At 70.7% G+C, this 16,116-nt stretch carries 15 protein-coding genes and 1 pseudogene; 6 read left to right on the forward strand and 10 right to left on the reverse strand.

What is annotated here, in order from left to right; genetic code table 11:
• Nucleotides 1-291: 291 nt before the first annotated feature.
• Nucleotides 292-2,868 carry an ABC transporter permease gene (locus QSK30_RS34845; protein ID WP_285509629.1) on the reverse strand — a complete coding sequence of 859 codons (2,577 nt, stop codon included), beginning with the start codon at nucleotides 2,866-2,868 and terminating at the stop codon, nucleotides 292-294.
• A gap of 3 nt (nucleotides 2,869-2,871) precedes the next feature.
• The gene (locus tag QSK30_RS34850) at nucleotides 2,872-3,597 is read right to left on the reverse strand and encodes an ABC transporter ATP-binding protein (protein ID WP_285509678.1); all 726 of its coding nucleotides are present in this window, start codon (nucleotides 3,595-3,597) and stop codon (nucleotides 2,872-2,874) included.
• Between the two features lie 141 nt (nucleotides 3,598-3,738).
• Between QSK30_RS34850 and QSK30_RS34855 the strand changes: the two genes are divergently transcribed.
• Together QSK30_RS34855 and QSK30_RS34860 are read left to right on the forward strand one after the other, a co-directional pair.
• Complete coding sequence (locus QSK30_RS34855; RefSeq protein ID WP_285509631.1) at nucleotides 3,739-5,001, forward strand: sensor histidine kinase; 1,263 nt, start codon at nucleotides 3,739-3,741, stop codon at nucleotides 4,999-5,001.
• On the forward strand, nucleotides 4,989-5,645 hold the full coding sequence (locus QSK30_RS34860; protein WP_285509633.1) for a response regulator: 657 nt from the start codon (nucleotides 4,989-4,991) through the stop codon (nucleotides 5,643-5,645). Before QSK30_RS34855 ends, QSK30_RS34860 begins: the two co-directional genes overlap by 13 nt.
• A gap of 191 nt (nucleotides 5,646-5,836) precedes the next feature.
• Here the strand turns inward: QSK30_RS34860 and QSK30_RS34865 are convergent.
• A pseudogene (locus QSK30_RS34865) lies at nucleotides 5,837-6,196 on the reverse strand (DUF5997 family protein); the annotation flags it as partial.
• A 57-nt stretch (nucleotides 6,197-6,253) separates the two neighbouring features.
• Between QSK30_RS34865 and QSK30_RS34870 the strand changes: the two are divergent.
• Both QSK30_RS34870 and QSK30_RS34875 read left to right on the forward strand, forming a co-directional pair.
• Nucleotides 6,254-6,973: a LysR substrate-binding domain-containing protein gene (locus QSK30_RS34870; RefSeq protein ID WP_285509635.1), complete on the forward strand. Its 720-nt coding sequence runs from the start codon at nucleotides 6,254-6,256 to the stop codon at nucleotides 6,971-6,973.
• Between the two features lie 43 nt (nucleotides 6,974-7,016).
• Nucleotides 7,017-7,658, forward strand: coding sequence for an ankyrin repeat domain-containing protein (locus QSK30_RS34875; protein ID WP_285509637.1), 642 nt, complete (start codon nucleotides 7,017-7,019; stop codon nucleotides 7,656-7,658).
• Between the two features lie 9 nt (nucleotides 7,659-7,667).
• On the opposite strand, the gene QSK30_RS34880 is transcribed toward QSK30_RS34875, so the two are convergent.
• The 3 genes from QSK30_RS34880 to QSK30_RS34890 form a co-directional block, all read right to left on the reverse strand.
• Nucleotides 7,668-8,387, reverse strand: coding sequence for a type VII secretion target (locus tag QSK30_RS34880; RefSeq protein WP_285509640.1), 720 nt, complete (start codon nucleotides 8,385-8,387; stop codon nucleotides 7,668-7,670).
• A 129-nt stretch (nucleotides 8,388-8,516) separates the two neighbouring features.
• Nucleotides 8,517-9,161, reverse strand: coding sequence for a DUF4232 domain-containing protein (locus tag QSK30_RS34885; protein WP_285509642.1), 645 nt, complete (start codon nucleotides 9,159-9,161; stop codon nucleotides 8,517-8,519).
• Nucleotides 9,162-9,222: 61 nt separating this feature from the next.
• Nucleotides 9,223-9,684 carry a DoxX family membrane protein gene (locus tag QSK30_RS34890; protein ID WP_285509644.1) on the reverse strand — a complete coding sequence of 154 codons (462 nt, stop codon included), beginning with the start codon at nucleotides 9,682-9,684 and terminating at the stop codon, nucleotides 9,223-9,225.
• Nucleotides 9,685-10,185: 501 nt separating this feature from the next.
• Between QSK30_RS34890 and QSK30_RS34895 the strand changes: the two genes are divergently transcribed.
• Nucleotides 10,186-10,992 carry an IS110 family transposase gene (locus QSK30_RS34895; protein ID WP_285509645.1) on the forward strand — a complete coding sequence of 269 codons (807 nt, stop codon included), beginning with the start codon at nucleotides 10,186-10,188 and terminating at the stop codon, nucleotides 10,990-10,992.
• 25 nt (nucleotides 10,993-11,017) lie between these two features.
• Here the strand turns inward: QSK30_RS34895 and QSK30_RS34900 are convergent, their stop codons facing one another.
• The gene (locus tag QSK30_RS34900) at nucleotides 11,018-11,671 is read right to left on the reverse strand and encodes a hypothetical protein (RefSeq protein WP_285509647.1); all 654 of its coding nucleotides are present in this window, start codon (nucleotides 11,669-11,671) and stop codon (nucleotides 11,018-11,020) included.
• A 348-nt stretch (nucleotides 11,672-12,019) separates the two neighbouring features.
• Nucleotides 12,020-12,961: a TetR/AcrR family transcriptional regulator gene (locus QSK30_RS34905; RefSeq protein ID WP_285509649.1), complete on the reverse strand. Its 942-nt coding sequence runs from the start codon at nucleotides 12,959-12,961 to the stop codon at nucleotides 12,020-12,022.
• Nucleotides 12,962-13,053: 92 nt separating this feature from the next.
• Between QSK30_RS34905 and QSK30_RS34910 the strand changes: the two genes are divergently transcribed.
• The gene (locus QSK30_RS34910; protein ID WP_285509651.1) at nucleotides 13,054-14,880 is read left to right on the forward strand and encodes a right-handed parallel beta-helix repeat-containing protein; all 1,827 of its coding nucleotides are present in this window, start codon (nucleotides 13,054-13,056) and stop codon (nucleotides 14,878-14,880) included.
• A gap of 109 nt (nucleotides 14,881-14,989) precedes the next feature.
• Here the strand turns inward: QSK30_RS34910 and QSK30_RS34915 are convergent, their stop codons facing one another.
• Together QSK30_RS34915 and QSK30_RS34920 are read right to left on the reverse strand one after the other, a co-directional pair.
• The gene (locus tag QSK30_RS34915; RefSeq protein ID WP_285509653.1) at nucleotides 14,990-15,544 is read right to left on the reverse strand and encodes a YdeI/OmpD-associated family protein; all 555 of its coding nucleotides are present in this window, start codon (nucleotides 15,542-15,544) and stop codon (nucleotides 14,990-14,992) included.
• A 1-nt stretch (nucleotide 15,545) separates the two neighbouring features.
• A complete protein-coding gene (locus QSK30_RS34920; protein ID WP_285509655.1) occupies nucleotides 15,546-15,962 on the reverse strand; it encodes a VOC family protein in 417 nt (138 codons plus the stop codon).
• Nucleotides 15,963-16,116 lie beyond the last annotated feature (154 nt).

Consider the following 16,116-nt stretch of genomic DNA (forward strand, 5'->3'; position numbering starts at 1 on the left):
ACCCCCGCGTCATCAAACGCGGACGACACAACTCCTACATCGTCAAAAAACCCCACCACCACGGAACTCACCACAACGGACCGCCCATCATACGACTGCACGCGCCGCGCTTAACTTAGCGGTATTGGCGTATGGGATGCAGGGGCGGGAGTGGTCGCCGGGCTGCGGTGGGAGGGGTGGGGCGGAGATGGGGCGAGAGGTGGGGACGGGGTGGGGTGAGGTGCCGGGGCTGCGGTGATGGGCTGGGCTGGGCTGGGAGGTGTCTTTGGGGTGTGGGGATGTGCCCTGGGGTCAGTCGCGTAGACCGATGGCGTCGATGGGGCGGGTTCGCATGGTGAATCTCGTGGGTAGTGCTACCGCCAGGATTCCGAGGATTGCGGCTCCCAGGACGATTCCCAGGTAGACCACCACCGGGCCGGTCGGTATCGGTGACCCGGCCAGGCCGATGCCCAGTAGGGCGAGGGGCAGGATCGGGATCAGTGATCCGATCACGATCGCGATGCCCGCCGACACCGTCGCCTCGATCCGCATCATGTGGCGGACCTGTCGCCTTGTGCCGCCGACCAGGCGCAGCAGGGCGAACTCGCGGGTTCGTTGTGCGGTGGTCATCACGAGTGTGTTGGCCACGGCGATCACGATGTAGCCGAGGACCACCCCGATCGCGGTGAGGCTGACCCAGAACTGCTGGGTCTGGGTGGTGTCCCGGACGGCGCCCATCGCGGTCCGGTCGGCCACCACGGCCCCCGGGAATTCCCGGGCGAGATCAGCCAGTCCCGTTGCCGCGTCCACAGTGGACGTACCAGGTGTGAGTCGTACCAGTACAGAGGTGTCGACCAGGTCGGTGGAGTGGGCGCGGGCGAGGGGTGCGGGCAGGATGAAGTCGCCGAAGGCCAGGTGGTGGGTGTAAGTGGCCACCAAGCGGAGCTTTGCGGGGGTGCCGTCGCCGAAGTAGAACTCGACCTCGTCGCCGAGTTCCTTGTCTTGGCTGTTCGCCTCGCTCGCGCTCAGCGCCACCGTAGCGCCGGTGAGGTCGGCCAGGTTTCCGGTCACGGAGCCGAGGTCGAGGTTTCCCTCGACCTGGTCGCCGTCGAGGCCGATGGCCGGGACAGTCTGTACGTCGACGTCGTCGCCGCCCGGTCGGGCGCTGGCGACGATGGCGTGGGTGCGCACCACCGAGGTCGCCGTGGCCACCCCGGGGACCCGCCGCGCAGCTGCCGACACCTGTGGAGGTAGGCCGCCCGACTGACTGGTGATGACGTGGTCGGCGGTGGTGGCCAGGTCGGTCTCGCGCTGGACGGCCGCGCCGCTGATCGACTGGCTGAAGAAGTAGGTGATCGCGAAGCCGACCGCGAGCATCAGCGGGGTGATCGCCGCCGAGAGCCGCCGGGTGTTGGCCACGCTGTTCGCCGCGGCCAGGTAGCCGCCGACTCGGGACAGCCTGCCCAGTGGTCCGGCGAGCACCCGGATGGCGCGGCCCACCACGAGTGGCCCGAGCAGGGCCAGACCGATGACGATCAGCAGCGCGGCGATCGTGGTCAGCCCGGCTGCGACCAGGCTGTGCAGGAACAGCGGGATGGTCGAGGCCCCGACGCCCAGCAGCAGGAACACCAGCCCGGTCCAGGTCCGGCCGCGGCCGAGTGCGCTCCGCTCCACGGCGGCCTCGCCCAGGGCCGCCACCGGTGAGATCCGGGCGGGCCTGCGCGCGGTCACCGCGCCAGCCAGTCTGGCCGCGCCGACCCCGAGCACCAGCGCGGCGGCGACCGGGATCGGGCCGGTGGTCAGCGCGAAGTCCGGTGGGACGACGCCGATGCCCGCGAACGCGTCCCGCAGCCAGCCGGCGAGCAGGACCCCGCCGAGGCTGCCCAGCACGGCCGCGGGCAGGGCCACCAGGGTGGTCTCGGTGGCGATCAGCCTGCGGATCTGGCGGGGTGTGGCGGCGATGGCGCGCAGCAGGGCGAACTCCCGGCGGCGCTGGGCCACCGACAGGGCCAGCGTGCTGCTCACCACGAACATCATCACCAGCAGCGCGATCCCGGCGAACGAGCTCGCGATGACGGTCAGCGTCGCCCGGGCCTGGCCGACGTCGGTGAACTCGATCGAGCTGCGCTCGACACCGGCGGACACGGTGACGCTCTCCCCGTTCAGTGCCCCTTCAACCCGTTCGGCCAGGTCGTCGACATCGACACCGCTGTCGGCGAGCACGCCCACCGCGTGCACCTGGCCGGGCCTGCCGAACAGCTCGGCGGCCCGGTCGGGGCTGAAGAAGAGCGCTGACTGCCGGGTGAGCCTGTTCGCCGAGACCAGGCCCGTGACCTGGTACTCCGCTGTCGTCGCGGTCGAACCGGGCGTCGCGATCCGCACCCGCTGGCCGACTCGCGCGTTCACCCGGGCCGCGAGGTCGGTGTCGAGCACGACCTGGTCGGACCTGGTCGGCTCGGCGCCGGCGGTCAGGGTGAACGGGGCGAGCACAGCCGAACCCCAGCCGTGCCCACGCGAGGGGGAGCCACCCGGCCCGGTCACCAGCTCGCCGCGATCGGTCATCACGTTCGCGGGGAAGTCCACCTCACCGACGGCCGCCCGCACCCCCGGCACCGCCGCGATCCGCCGCACCAGGTCAGCGCCCAGCGTCGGCTGGTCGGTGACCCGCTGGGCGGACAGCGCGTCGGCGCCCTCCGGTCGCACCGACTGCTTGCCACCGACCACCACGGAGGTGGCTGCGTAACGCTCGGTGGGCACCCCGGAGCGGATACCCGAGTCGATGAGCACCCCGCACGCCGCCATCAGCGCGGTGCCGCACAGCACCGCCAGGAACGCGCCGACCAGGCCGCTCGCCCGGGTCTTGATCGTCTGCCAGGACAACGACAGCACGGCTCACCACTCCCCGAGGTGGGTCATGCGCTCGGCGACCAGGTTCGGCGTCGGCCGCGGCAGCGACCCCGCCAACCTGCCGTCGGCCAGGAACAGCACGTTGTGCGCGTACGAGGCGGCGACCGGGTCGTGGGTGACCATCAGCACCGTCTGCCCGGTCGTGTCGACCAGGTCGCGCAGCAGCTCCAGCACCTGCCTGCCGGTGCGGGTGTCCAGCGCGCCGGTCGGCTCGTCGGCCAGCAGCACCTCCGGCCGGGTGACCAGGGCGCGGGCGATCGCCACCCGCTGCTGCTGCCCGCCCGAGAGCTCCGCGGGCCGGTGCCCCAACCTGCCCGCGATACCGACCCGACCGACCACCTCGCGCAGCCACGCCGGGTCCGGTCGCTTCCCGGCCAACCGCAGCGGCAGCCCGATGTTCTGCGCCACGTCCAGCGAGGGCAGCAGGTTGTAGGCCTGGAACACGAAACCGATCCGGCCCCGGCGCAGCTCGGTGAGCGCGTTCTCCCCCATCCCGGCCAGGTCCGTGTCACCGAGCAGCACCCGCCCCGACGTCGGCCGGTCCAGACCGGCCGCGCAGTGCAGGAACGTGCTCTTGCCCGACCCGGAAGGCCCCATCACCGCGGTGAAGCTGCCCTGCGGCAGCGCCACCGACACCCCGTCGAGCGCGGTGACCGCGCCGTCCCCCCTGCCGTACACCTTGCGCACCGCTTCCAACGCCAACGCCTGCATCCCCGCGTCCTCCACCTCAGGTCCGATGAGGACAAAGCTAGGTTCGCCGCCGCCCGGACTCGATCCCGCGCACAGGCGGATCGCCGGTAGTGCCTGCACTACCGGCGACGGTCGCGAAACCGATGACGCACAATCGTCGACATGAGCGACATCGGAGCCGCGAGCCGCACCTCGATCGGCGCGCTGCTCAGCCAGTACTGGCGGGCCCTGCGCTACCTGCTCATCGGCGGTGGCACCTCGCTGCTCGCCCTGTTGGCGCTCGCGGGCCTGTTCGTGGTGACGGTGCTGTGCGCGGTGTTCGGGATCGGCCTGCCCGCCGTACCCGAGGCGGCGGCGCTGGTCCGCAAACTGGCCGCCCTGGAGCGGCGCCGAGCGGCCCGAGAACTGGGCATCGACATCCCCGAGCCGTACGAACCGGTGACCGGGTCACTGCGCGAGCAGCTGCGCACCCTGTGGCACGACCCCGCCACCCGCCGCGACCTGCTCTGGCTGCTGGTGCACGCCCCCACCGGCATCTTCATCGCTGCGGTGGCCATCGGCCTGCCCACCGGGGCGCTCAACCAACTGCTCATCCCCGCGTACTGGCACCTGGTCCCCGGCGGGGTCGCCGGCCCGTTCGGCTACCAGGTGACCTCGTGGCCCCTCGCCTGGCTCAGCGTGCCGACCGCGCTGCTCTACGGCGCCCTCGCACTGCTGGTACCCGCCGCCGCCCGCCGCCAGGCCCAGTTCGCCCGGTCACTGCTGCGGCCCGCCGACGGCGTGTCCCTGTCCTACCGGGTCGCCGAGCTCACCGCCTCCCGGGCCGCCGCGCTCGACGCGCACGGCGCCGAGCTGCGCCGGATCGAACGGGACCTGCACGACGGCACCCAGGCCAGGATCGCCGCGGTGATCATGCAGCTGGGCATCGCCGAACAGCTGCGCGACCGCGACCCCGACGCCGCCTTCGGCCTGGTCCGCAAGGCCCAGGACACCGCGATGTCCGCACTGGCCGAACTGCGCGACGTGGTCCGCAGCATCTACCCGCCGGTGCTCTCCGACCGCGGCCTCGACGGCGCGATCACCGCGCTCGCCGCCCGCTGCCCGATCCCGTGCGTGCTCGACCTCGGCCAGGTCGGGCGCCGACCGGCCGCGGTGGAGGCCGCGGCATACTTCATCATCGCCGAGGCCCTCACCAACGCCACCAAGCACTCCGGCGCCGAGCGCGTCTCGGTCGGACTCGACGCCGCGGAGGACAGGTTGCTGATCAGGGTGGACGACGACGGCCGCGGCGGTGCCGACGAGACCCGCGGCAGCGGCCTGGCGGGCATCCGGCGCCGGGTCGACGCCTTCGACGGCAGCACCGAGCTGACCAGCCCGGTCGGCGGCCCGACCGTGCTGCGGGTGGAGCTGCCGTGCGGGTCGTGATCGCCGAGGACGACGCCCTGCTCCGCGAGGGCCTCGTGCTGCTGCTGAGCACCGCGGGCATCGAGGTGCGCGCGGCCGTGGACAACGCCACCGACTTCCTCGCCGCGGTCACCGCCGACCGCCCGGACGCCGTCGTCGTCGACGTCCGCCTCCCACCGACCTTCACCGACGACGGCCTGCGCGCCGCGGTCGAGGCCCGACGGCGCCACCCCGGCCTGCCGGTGCTCGTGCTCTCCGCGTTCGTGGAGAACAGCTACGCCGCCGAACTCCTGGCCGACGGCGCGGGCGGCGTGGGCTACCTGCTCAAGGAACGCGTCGGCCGGGTGGAGCGGTTCCTCGACGCGCTGCGCCGGGTCGCCGACGGCGGCACCGCGATGGACCCGGAGGTGATCGCCCAACTCCTGGTGCGGCGCAAGGCCGACGACCCACTGTCCACATTGACCACTCGCGAGCGCGAGGTGCTCGGCCTGATGGCCGAGGGCCACGACAACACCACGATCGCCGAACTGCTGGTGGTCAGCGACGGCGCGGTCCAGAAGCACATCCGCAACATCTTCAGCAAACTGGGCCTGCCCAGCGACGAGGCGGGCCACCGCCGGGTACTGGCGGTACTGGCCTACCTCAACGCCAGCCAGACCAAGTAGCCGGGGAGCAGGCCCGCGTCGCTTTCGGCCGGCACCCCGTGGGTGGAGCGTCAGTAGCGGGCTCGGCGGGGCGCCACCTTCACACCGGTCTTCTTCCTGGCGCTCTTCTTCTTCGCCACGGACTTCTTCACCGAGGACTTCTTCACCGGGGCCGACTTCTCCGTGGCCTGCTTCTCGACCTTCTCCTGCTCGGCCTTGATCCGCGCCGTCTCCTTGCGAACCTCCGCCTGGGTCGCGCGTTCCCGCTGCAGCCAGTCGGGGTCGTCGACCTTGAGCGCGTCGATCTGCTCGGTGGTGAGCGCCTCGGTGACCCCCGCCCGGGTCAGACCGCCGATGGAGATGCCCAGCTTCAAGGCGATGACCGGCCGGGGGTGGGGACCGTTGCGGCGCAGCTCGCGCAGCCACTCCGGCGGGTCGGCCTGCAGCGCGTTCAACTCGTCGCGGGAGACGACGCCCTCTTGGAAGTCCGCGGGCGTGGCCTCGAGGTACACGCCCAGCTTCTTCGCCGCGGTCGCGGGCTTCATCGTCTGGGGGGTCTTGTGCGACGTCATGGCGTGCAGGTTACCGGGCGTGTGCGCCGACTCCTTCACGCCCGGTAATCTGAGCACGTGGCAGGCCCGGACGTCCCCCCAGTGTTCACCCTCGCGTACGTCCCAGGGGTCACCCCCGGCAAGTGGACCCGCGCCTGGGAAGAGCGAACACCGGAGTCCCCGATAACGCTCCTGCAGGTCCCCGCCGCCGACGCCGCCGACCTGATCCGCGACCACCGCGCCGACGCCGCCCTGCTCCGGTTGCCGATCGACCGGGCGGGCCTGCACGCGATCCCGCTCTACACCGAGACCACCGTGGTCGTCGCCCCCAAGGACCACCTCATCACCGCGGCCGACGAGGTGTCCACAACGGACTTCGCCGACAGTGTCGTGCTGCACCCCCTCGACGACACGCTCGACTGGGAGCAGCTGCCCGGGAAGCCGGCCGTCGAACGCCCCGCCACCACCGGCGACGCCATCGAGCTGGTCGCCGCGGGCGTGGGCCTGCTCGTCGTCCCCCAGTCCCTCGCCCGCCTGCACCACCGCCGCGATCTCACCTTCCGCCCGGTCGTGGACGCCCCGGAGTCCCGAGTGGCACTGTCCTGGCTGGAGGACGAGACCACCGAGGCGGTGGAGCGGTTCATCGGCATCGTGCGCGGGCGCACCGAGAACAGCACCCGAGGACGCCCCCCGACACCGCCCAAGCCGGCCGCGGAGCGCAAGACTCCGACCAAGACCGCAAGCAGGCCAAAGCCCACCCAGACCGCCAAGCGCGGAAAACCCCGCCGCCGGTCGTAGTCGTTTGGCCTGGCAAGAGTCATAAGCTGGCTATCGTCGCCGGGTGGGCAACCCCGAATGGCAGGGCGTGACTCTCAGCACGACCTACCGACCAGATCACCAGCTCCGCCGTGACCACCTCGCGTCCGCGGCCCGCGACGGCGAGTGGCCGACCGTCCTGCGGGCACTCGCGACCTCGCCGGACCTGGTCAACGCCTGGCGGCCCGGTGGCACCAGCTGGTACACCCCGGTACACCAAGCGGCCTGGCAAGGCGCGGGCCGAGAGGTCGTCCGCGAGCTGCTCACCCACGGCCCGTGGCTCACCCTGTGCACCGCGAGTGGGCACCGGGCGCTCGACCTCGCCGAGGACAATGGCCACGGACACCTCACCGACCTGCTCATGCCGGTGATCCACAACCCGGCACCGGCAGCAGGTCTGCGCCGGCACTTCCACGACCTCATCCGCGAACGGGCCGCGGACCTCGTCGACCGCGAGCGACTGCGACTGCCGGAGCTCGAGGTGTTGGCCGAACTCACCGAACCGCGGATGTGGTTCCCGGTGCCCGGCATGTACGGGGGTTTCGACTACCGACTGCTCGACCACGAACTCGAGGTGCGGAGCTGGTCGCGGATAGCCGGTGGCTCCGGTCAGACCCACCGGGTCACCGCGGACGGGTACCGGCTGACCGAGTCGGGGTACGGCTGATCGCCCGGGTCACTTCTTCAGTTGCACGCCAAGCTCTTTGGCGATCCGGTCGCGGTCGGCGGGCGGCATCGCGTTGAGCCACTCGGTGCGGCTGTCGACCAGCATCGAGTAGCGCATGCTCGCCGGCATCATCGCGCCGACCCAGTTGCCGCGCTCGGACTTCCAGAAGTCGGTCTCCCCATCGGCCAGCGCCTTGAGGGTCGCGTTGGTCGGCTTGTCCCGCAGCAGGTGGGCGACGTCCTTCTCGTAGTGGTCGCCGATGGTCGCCGAGGCGATCTCGCCGACCCACCAGCGGGCGTCGTGGACCGGGCCCAGGGCGACCGCCGCCGCGCTGATCGGATGGTCGCGGGCGATCCGCCGCAGCACCTCCTCGGCCTTCGCCCGCTGCCGGGTCGGGTACGGCGGGTCGGCCGACTGCACCGGCGTGACCTTGGCGTCCTCACCGCCGAAGAGCCGGGCCTGCGCGTCGTCGACCTGGCGGTACAGCTCGGCGACCGCGTCCAGACCGGCCCGCACGTCGATGACGGCCTGGGCGGCCCGGCCGATGTCCCCACGGACCTGGTCACCCGCCGCGGTGATCGCCGAGGCGAAGAACTCCCCGATCGCGCCGAACGCGCCACCGCCCACCGAGCCCGCCTTGACCGCGTCGCCCACCTGACTCGCCACCGTGGCGACGGTCTGGGCGTGCGCCCGCACCTCCTGGACCTCGACCTCGAACTGCCCGCTCATCCGTCCCCCACACTCCCGCGACCGACAACGATCATCGACACCTTCGACCGAGCATGCCCGATCCGGTTCCCCGCCGAAGGCGGTTTCCCTCGGTTGGCCGATCGGCGCGCCCAGCCCGAGCGGGACGGCTCAGACCTTGAACCACGCCCGGACACCGAGCGCGCCCGTGTTACCCAGGTCGAGGGTGAACGCGTACGGGCCCTCGTCGGCCCGATCACCCTCGGCGATCAGCGGGACCCGCTGCACCGGCCTGTCCTCGGCCGGGGCGATCTCCAGGGTGTGCCCGGTGGTGGCCGTCACCGTCGAGTCGGTGACGGTGTTGCGCCACATCAACCCCGTCCGGGCCTTCTCCCCCGGTCGCAACGTCACGCTCCGCGGTGGGTCGTCGAAACCCGCGACAGTGGCGATGCCCGCCGAACCGCGACCCACCTTCACCGGGAGCACCCGCTGCTCGCCGTCGAGCACGCGGAGCACCGGATAGCCCGAGATCTCGTACGGCCGGGCCCCGCAGTTGACCATTTCCAAGGTCACCACCCGCAAGCCCATGGCCGCCTCGGGGGTCAACGGCGTGATCAGGACGCCCTCCGGCGGACAAGCAGGCGGCGGCAGCGACTCCCGCGTGGTCGGGCCGGTCGGGCCGGTCGGGCTGGTCGGGGTGATCGGGGTGGTCTCCCGCAGCGTGAGCCCCGGATCCGAGGCCGGTCCGGTCAGCGGTGCACCGCACCCGGCCACCGTCGCCAACACCACCACACTCACCAAACCCCCAACACGCATGCGTCAAGTGTCCCATCACGGCTTCGGGCCACAACTGCCCACCGCGCGAACCGCTCCGGAGTTAAGCCTCCACAGTGGACTTCGCCTTGGCCTGCCCCAGCCCGAGAACCGTGAGCGCGGCGCAGACGAGCACGACGTTCTTGAGCACGAACTCACCAGTGGCGGTCAGCAAAAGGACATTCCCACCTGACACCGCCATTCCCGGCGCCTCCACGAAGACCAGGAAGGTACCCGCCAGGTGTGCCGCCGCGGCCGCGGGCGCCAACCGCCGGGGTTTCCCGATCAGCAACGCCACGCCGAGCACGATCTCCACCCACCCCAGGGCGGGCACGAACCAACCGCCGTGGACCCACGGCACCGTCGCCCGCACCAGCTCGGCGACCGGCGACTGCCCCAACACCTTGAGCACGCCGAACCACAGGTAGACCAATCCCAGCGACAGCCGCAGGGATGGCAACGCCCACCGCCGCGACAAGACCTCGACGCGCTCCAGCGCGCCCACTCGACCGGCGGTGGTGGTCATCGGCATCCCCTGGCTGTTCGGGCGGCGAACCGCTCTCGTCGATCAAGGTCAGCGTAGCCACTCCACGACTTTTGGTCTAGACCAATAGATCCCTCCGCCGTCGATCGAGTGGATCAACCCCCGAAAGGCTTGCCCACCGAGAAATCGCTCGACCCGGGAGGTGAACCACTGTCGCGCCAACCGAGTCCGTGCCGATTGGAGCACGAGGGAGTTCGGTGTCCGGTGCACGGGATTCACTGTCCACAGTGGACGTGTGGGCCACCGCGGACCCCCGTTACCTTTTTCGTAGCTCCTGATCAAGGAGTTGTGGTCGCCAGGTTCGGCATGACTGACGCCCCCAGTCGCACGCATGATCCGGGGGGTGATGTCACCGGACCTGGTGGCATCGAAGGACCGCTGATAGGGACACGGCCACCCAGCCGGGTAGGTCTCGTCGTAACGTGGGTGCCGGCGCTCGATGCTCGACCGGCGGCCACCGCGACGGGACGATGGGCATAGTGGATGACCAGCGGTTACGGGGTGTTCCTGGGCCTGGACGTCGGCAAGGGCGAACACCACGCCGTGGGCCTGGACCCGACCGGTAGGCGGCTGCATGACGCGCCGCTGCCCAACAGTGAGCCCAAGCTGCGGGCGCTGTTCGACAAGCTCACCAAACACGGACCGCTGCTGGTGGTGGTCGATCAACCGGCCACGATCGGAGCGCTGCCGGTCGCGGTCGCCCGCGCCGCCGGACACCAGGTCGCTTACCTGCCCGGATTGGCGATGCGTCGCATCGCCGACCTCTATCCGGGCCGCGCGAAGACCGACGCTCGGGACGCGTTCATCATCGCCGACCCGGCCCGATCGCTGCCGCACACGCTGCGGCCGGTCGATGTCGGTGACGACGCCCTGGCCGAGCTGGAGGTGCTGGTCGGGTTCGACAATGATCTCGCCGGTGAGGCCACGCGGATCGGCAACCGGATCCGCGGCCTGCTCACCGGCATCCATCCCGCCCTCGAACGCGCGACCGGCCCCAGGATCAGCCACCCCGCGGTGCTGGAGATCCTGTCCCGATCCTCCATCAAGGGAGAACATCCAGCCCGCACCGGCAACCGCAAACTCAAACGCGCGTTCTTTCTCTCCGCGTTCGCCGCACTGGCCGACCCCACCAGCCGGGCCTACTACCAGCGCAAACGCGACGAAGGGAAGAAACACAACGCCGCGCTGATCTGCCTGGCCCGCCGCCGCTGCGACGTCCTGTTCGCCATGCTCCGAAACAAGACCAACTACCGACACCCCGAGACCAATCCCGCCCCAGCCGCGGCTTGACAACCACATAGGGACACCCCCCGACCTAGTGGTCGGGCTTCCAGTCCGGACCAGCGATGGCGGGCGGCGTGTCCCGCAGCGCGGGGTCGATGGCGTGCCAGCTGACCGGCCAGTCCCGGGGCGGTCGGGCAAGGGTTTCCCTGATCTCGGCCGCCAGGGACTCCGGGGTGTGGTCACCCCATTCGACGTCGAGGAACAACTGGTAGTCCGCGCCGTACCTGAGCGCGAAGCGGAAGCGCTCGTCGTGGTGGACCCAATCGGGGGTCACCCCGTGGTCGAGCAGGCGCGCTCGGTCGAGGCCAGCCAACAACAGCCTCCCCGCGACGCGGTCGGGGGTTTCCCAGGTGTGGTCCGCGACCGCCCGCGCGACCTCGGCGTCGTACTGGTCGGCGACGAAGGTGGCGGAGTTCCCCGACCAAGCCCACAGCACCAGGCCACCAACGCGCTGGACGACGACATCGGTCGGACAGCACCCGTAGTCCCCGCACGTGCAACGCCCGATGGGAACCCTGCCGGGCGCGGCGGTGGCGAGCAGCCGGTTGTGCGGTACGAGCAGGTCATAGGGATCCATCCCGACCCCCACGGTCACGTCGTCACCGTTGACGTGCACACGCACCTGAAAACCAGCGCCCGCCTCCTCGGGGGCGGGAACGACCGCTAACCGCAACACGTCCGCCATCTGCACATCGTGCCCCACCAGCCACTCCCCCGACGACGGACTTTCCAACCCCCAAGCCGACCACCACCTCTCGACTCGGCCTCACCCCCAGCGCGACAAACCAGCCTCCGAGTGAGCTCCCCCTATCCGTGCGTTTTTTCGTTCTGTCTTCCTGGTTGAAGGCAGGGTCCCAGCTCCGTAGCGACTCTTCATTATCTTGATAGTAAATATTTGATAGCAATACTCAATGGGGGAGTAATAGGTGCACGACCGGGCGGATGCGTCGATGCACTGTTTATTGAATCTCTTGATATCAAGTAGTGGATAGATTGATGCTAACAAGAGGCTGTGAGTCGAGATCGGGCTGCGTCAGGGGTGGCGTTGGCGGTAGGCGCGTTGTTGGCAGGCGCGGGAGCAGTAGGCGCGGGGGCGGCCTCGGCCGGTGTCTTGGATGGGCTTGCCGCAGGTGGTGCATGGAGCGGTGCGGCTTTCAACACGGATTTCGTCACGAATCAGGGCTTCGATGCCGTCCAGGGTCCGGTGCAAGCCGAAGTCGAAGGGGTCGAGCGGGTGGTCGTGGCCGCCCGCTTCCCACAGCCGGGTGAGGGCCGGGTACTCCCCCAGCCGCTCGTACAGCGACGTTCGGGCGGCCCACCACTCGTCGTGGCTCTCACCGGTGGGCTCCTCGGCCTCGGCCAGCTCGCGCTCGCGGCGGGCGACGCTATCGACGAACCCGCCGACCAGGTCCACCACCGCGAGCACCACCGCGGGTGGCAGCCCGGTCCGCTCCGCGATCGCCAGCGCCTGCTCGTAGTTGGCCATGATGTTCGGGCCGGGCACGTGCCTGCTGCCCGCGCTGTCGACCAGCCAGCGGTGCCGCTGGTGCAACGCCCGCTGCCGCCGCGCCCACGCGGCGAGGTCAGTGCGCCAACCGGCGGGAGCCACCGTCCGCCCCCCGGCGGGATCGGCGGTGGGGTCATCGGCCGGATCGGCGGACAGTCCTCGGGCCGGAGCGACCACGGCCCCGGCATCGGCATCGGGTGCGAGTTCGGCGAAGACGGCGTCGCGCATCAGGTGGACGAGTTCGGCCTTGCCGACGACGTGCCGGTACAGCGACATCGTCGTGTACCCCAGGCGTTCGGCGATCCGGCGCATGGACAGCGCGGCCAGGCCGTCGGCGTCGGCCAGCTCGACCGCGGCCGCCACGATCCGGGACAGGCTCAGCCGGGTCTCGCGCTGGTCGCCCCACAGGAGTTCGACCGCGCGCTCCGGGTCCGCCTGCCGGTTGTCGTCCATCTCGGCCCTGTCCATCTCGGCTCCCTCGGTGGTTGCCCCTCCCGGGCGAACCGTGCTTATGTTGTACACATCAGTGTACGACATAACCGTGAGGGGACCCCGCCGCCATGCCGCACACCTCCATCTTCGTCGCGCCCTGGGGCCGGGACGAGTGGCCCGGGACCGCCGAGGAACCGCTGGCCTCCGTCGCGGCCGCCCAGCGCGCGGTGCGCGAGCGCACGCACGCCATGACCGACGACATCGTCGTGTCCCTGCGCGCAGGCACCTACCAGCTCGACCGGACACTCCAGTTCCATGCTGCACAGGGAGATTCCGGGAACAACGGCCACCAGGTCACCTACCAGTCACACGGCTACGGGACCGACCACGCGGAGGCGGTGGTGCTCAGCGGCGGACGGGTTCTGACGGGCTGGGAGCAGACTCCGAGCGGCACCTGGTCGGTCGGGGTCGGGGACCTCGTCGTCCGTCAGCTCCACGTCGACGGCCGCCGCGCGGGCCGGGCCACTTGCTCGGAAGAGGTCCTGGGGAACGTGACGAAAACCGAGATCGGGTACGTCACAAGCGCCGTTATCCCGGAGGCGTGGCACGGTGCGAGCGGCGTCGAGTTCGTCTACACCGGCGTCTACCCGTGGTCCGAGGCCCGCTGCGCGGTCGCCGAGATCAGCACCGACGGCGAGTCGACGACGATCACCATGGCACAGCCCGCCTGGGCGTGGGCCCAGAAGCTCTACGACGCCGAGTGGAACGGCGATCTCCCGGACGGCGACCTCCCGACCGGCGACGAGCCGGGCGGTTGGTTCCCCCTCGCGGCGCCGACCTCGATCGAGAACAGCCGCGCGTCCCTCACCGAACCCGGGACGTTCACACTCGACCGCTCCACTCCCGGCGAGCACGTACTGCACTACCTGCCGCGGCCGGGCGAGCACCCGGACACCACCGCCGTCATCGCCCCGGTGCTGGAGACGTTGATCTCCGGACACGGCTCGCTCGCGGACCTGACCCTGCGTGGCCTCACCTTCGCGCACGCGGGTTGGTCGGGCGTCGAGGAGACCGGCGGCTACCTGCACTACCACGGCAACGCCCACTACCAGGGCGGCGAGGTGGGCACGGTGGTCCTGCCCGAGGGGATGGGCCGGATCACCGTGCCGATCGAGTCGGTGCGCCTCCCCGCGAACGTCGAGTTCACCGACGCCACGCGGATCACGGTGGCGGACAACCACTTCACCCACCTTGGCGCGGGCGGCCTCGCGATCTCGGGCACCGGCATCGTGGTGCGCGGCAACACCTTCGACGACATCTCCGGCAGCGGGATCGCCGTCCACGACGCCCGTGACTGCGTGGTCGAGGACAACCTGGTCCACGACATCGGGCTCGAGTACCGGGGGTCACCCGCGATCATCGTCTCCGAGTCGCGCGAGGTCACCGTGCGGCACAACGAGGTCCACCACACGCCCCACTGCGGGATCGTCGTGCACGGTGGCGACCGGACCCGGGGCACGCGGGTGCTGTCGAACCTGGTCCACCACACGATGACCGTGCTCGCCGACGGCGGCGGCATCTACCTCTCGGCGCCGCAGGGCGCGTCCTACGCCAGCGGCGCGGTGGTCCGCGGCAACGTCGTCCGGGATACGATCACCTCGTACAACTTCGGCCTCTACACTGACTACGGCGCCGCCTGGGTGACCGTGCAGGGCAACGTCGTGCACCGCGGCGACACCCCGGTCGTGCTGGCGGTGGCGCCGCCGCTGGCCAACGTGGCGTTCATCGGGAACTTCTGGGACGACGTCCCGGCCGGCTACGACACTCCGCCGGACACCGTGATCGTCGGCGGGAACACCGTGCTGCCCAAGGACTCCTTCGAGGAGGCGCTGGCCGCCAGCACCGCGGGCGCCGACATCCTCGCCACCGCGGGCCGCCGATCGGCCACCAGCTGAGCAGACGGGCTCCAGGCCGCTTCGAGTGTCCAGCGCGGACCAACCAGGCGCCCACTCGCGACGCCGTGGGAGCACGCCAAGGACAACCAGGCCGCCCACCTCGTACGGCCTAGCGCGGGAAGCCCGCGGCGGCGTCGGCCACGGTCCGGGTGATCCGGCGCCGCCGGGTCTCCGGGCGCTTGGCGGTGGCGATCCACTCCAACCTCAGCCGCCGGGCCGACGGCGAGAGCCGGGCGAAGTTCTCCACGGCGGTGCCGTCCCGGTCGAGCAGCTCAGCGAGGTCGTCGGGCACCACCGTGCTCTGCTCGTCGGTAAGTACCTGCCACGTCCCCTTGGCCTTCGCCAGCTCGATCAGCGCCGCGCCGGGCTCGGTCATCAGGCCCCGCTCGGTCATGGCCGCCGCGCGCCCCCGGTTCACCCGGCTCCACGTGCTGTTCGGGGTGCGCGGGCTGAACCGGAGCACCGAGCTGCCCGCGTCGTGCTTGCGGGCGTGGCTGTCGATCCAGCCGAAGCAGAGCGCGTGCTCGATCGCCTCGTGGTAGCGGGGGCTCGGGGTGGCGCTGTCCTTGTGCTGGATGACCAGCCACACCTCACGCTCGGTGTCGTGGTTGTCCGCCAGCCAGGCTCGCCACTCGGCGGTGGTGCGGACGGAGACGACCGCCATGTCACACCCCCGACCGGGAGGCGAGGGTGTCGAGGTAGTGCTGGTTGTGCATGATGCCGAGGATGTTGCCGAACGGGTCGATGACCGAGGCGGTGACGAACCCGGGGCCGCGCTCGGTCGGTTGGTCGTGCTCGGTGGCGCCGAGGGCCAGCAGCCGCTCGTACGCGCCGTGCACGTCGTCGACGTGCCAGTAGGCGATCGCGCCGCCGGGCCGCTCGGGCGCCCCGCCGACCGCGTAGCGGCTGTCGATGATCCCGAACTCGTGCTGGTAGTCGCCGATCCGGAACTCCAGGTACGCCGCGGGCCCCTCGACCGGGCGGACGAAGTACGGCTCGACGCCGAGCAGTTCGGTGTACCAGGCCCGCGCGGCCCGCATGTCGTCGGCGAAGAAGCTGGTGGTGGACAGGCCTCGCAACATCGGTGGTCCTTTCCTCGACTCGGTGACAAGGACCATCCTGCGCGTCAAAGTGCTCACCAACTGAGCACTTTCCCGGGGAGCTGTCGCCGACACGCAACGCGGCATTCGTCACGATTGGGTTAATCCATTCGGGGTATTCCAGTTCGACGTGTTT

It is taken from the genome of Actinokineospora sp. NBRC 105648 (assembly GCF_030269645.1).
Taxonomy (GTDB): domain Bacteria; phylum Actinomycetota; class Actinomycetes; order Mycobacteriales; family Pseudonocardiaceae; genus Actinokineospora.

Coding starts and splice junctions, on each gene's coding strand:
- QSK30_RS34850 (WP_285509678.1), bottom strand. CDS start 3,597: ATGCAGGCGTTGGCGTTGGAAGCGGTGCGCAAGGTGTACGGCAGGGGG.
- QSK30_RS34855 (WP_285509631.1), top strand. CDS start 3,739: ATGAGCGACATCGGAGCCGCGAGCCGCACCTCGATCGGCGCGCTGCTC.
- QSK30_RS34880 (WP_285509640.1), bottom strand. CDS start 8,387: ATGAGCGGGCAGTTCGAGGTCGAGGTCCAGGAGGTGCGGGCGCACGCC.
- QSK30_RS34885 (WP_285509642.1), bottom strand. CDS start 9,161: ATGCGTGTTGGGGGTTTGGTGAGTGTGGTGGTGTTGGCGACGGTGGCC.
- QSK30_RS34890 (WP_285509644.1), bottom strand. CDS start 9,684: ATGACCACCACCGCCGGTCGAGTGGGCGCGCTGGAGCGCGTCGAGGTC.
- QSK30_RS34895 (WP_285509645.1), top strand. CDS start 10,186: ATGACCAGCGGTTACGGGGTGTTCCTGGGCCTGGACGTCGGCAAGGGC.
- QSK30_RS34900 (WP_285509647.1), bottom strand. CDS start 11,671: ATGGCGGACGTGTTGCGGTTAGCGGTCGTTCCCGCCCCCGAGGAGGCG.
- QSK30_RS34905 (WP_285509649.1), bottom strand. CDS start 12,961: ATGGACAGGGCCGAGATGGACGACAACCGGCAGGCGGACCCGGAGCGC.
- QSK30_RS34910 (WP_285509651.1), top strand. CDS start 13,054: ATGCCGCACACCTCCATCTTCGTCGCGCCCTGGGGCCGGGACGAGTGG.
- QSK30_RS34915 (WP_285509653.1), bottom strand. CDS start 15,544: ATGGCGGTCGTCTCCGTCCGCACCACCGCCGAGTGGCGAGCCTGGCTG.
- QSK30_RS34920 (WP_285509655.1), bottom strand. CDS start 15,962: ATGTTGCGAGGCCTGTCCACCACCAGCTTCTTCGCCGACGACATGCGG.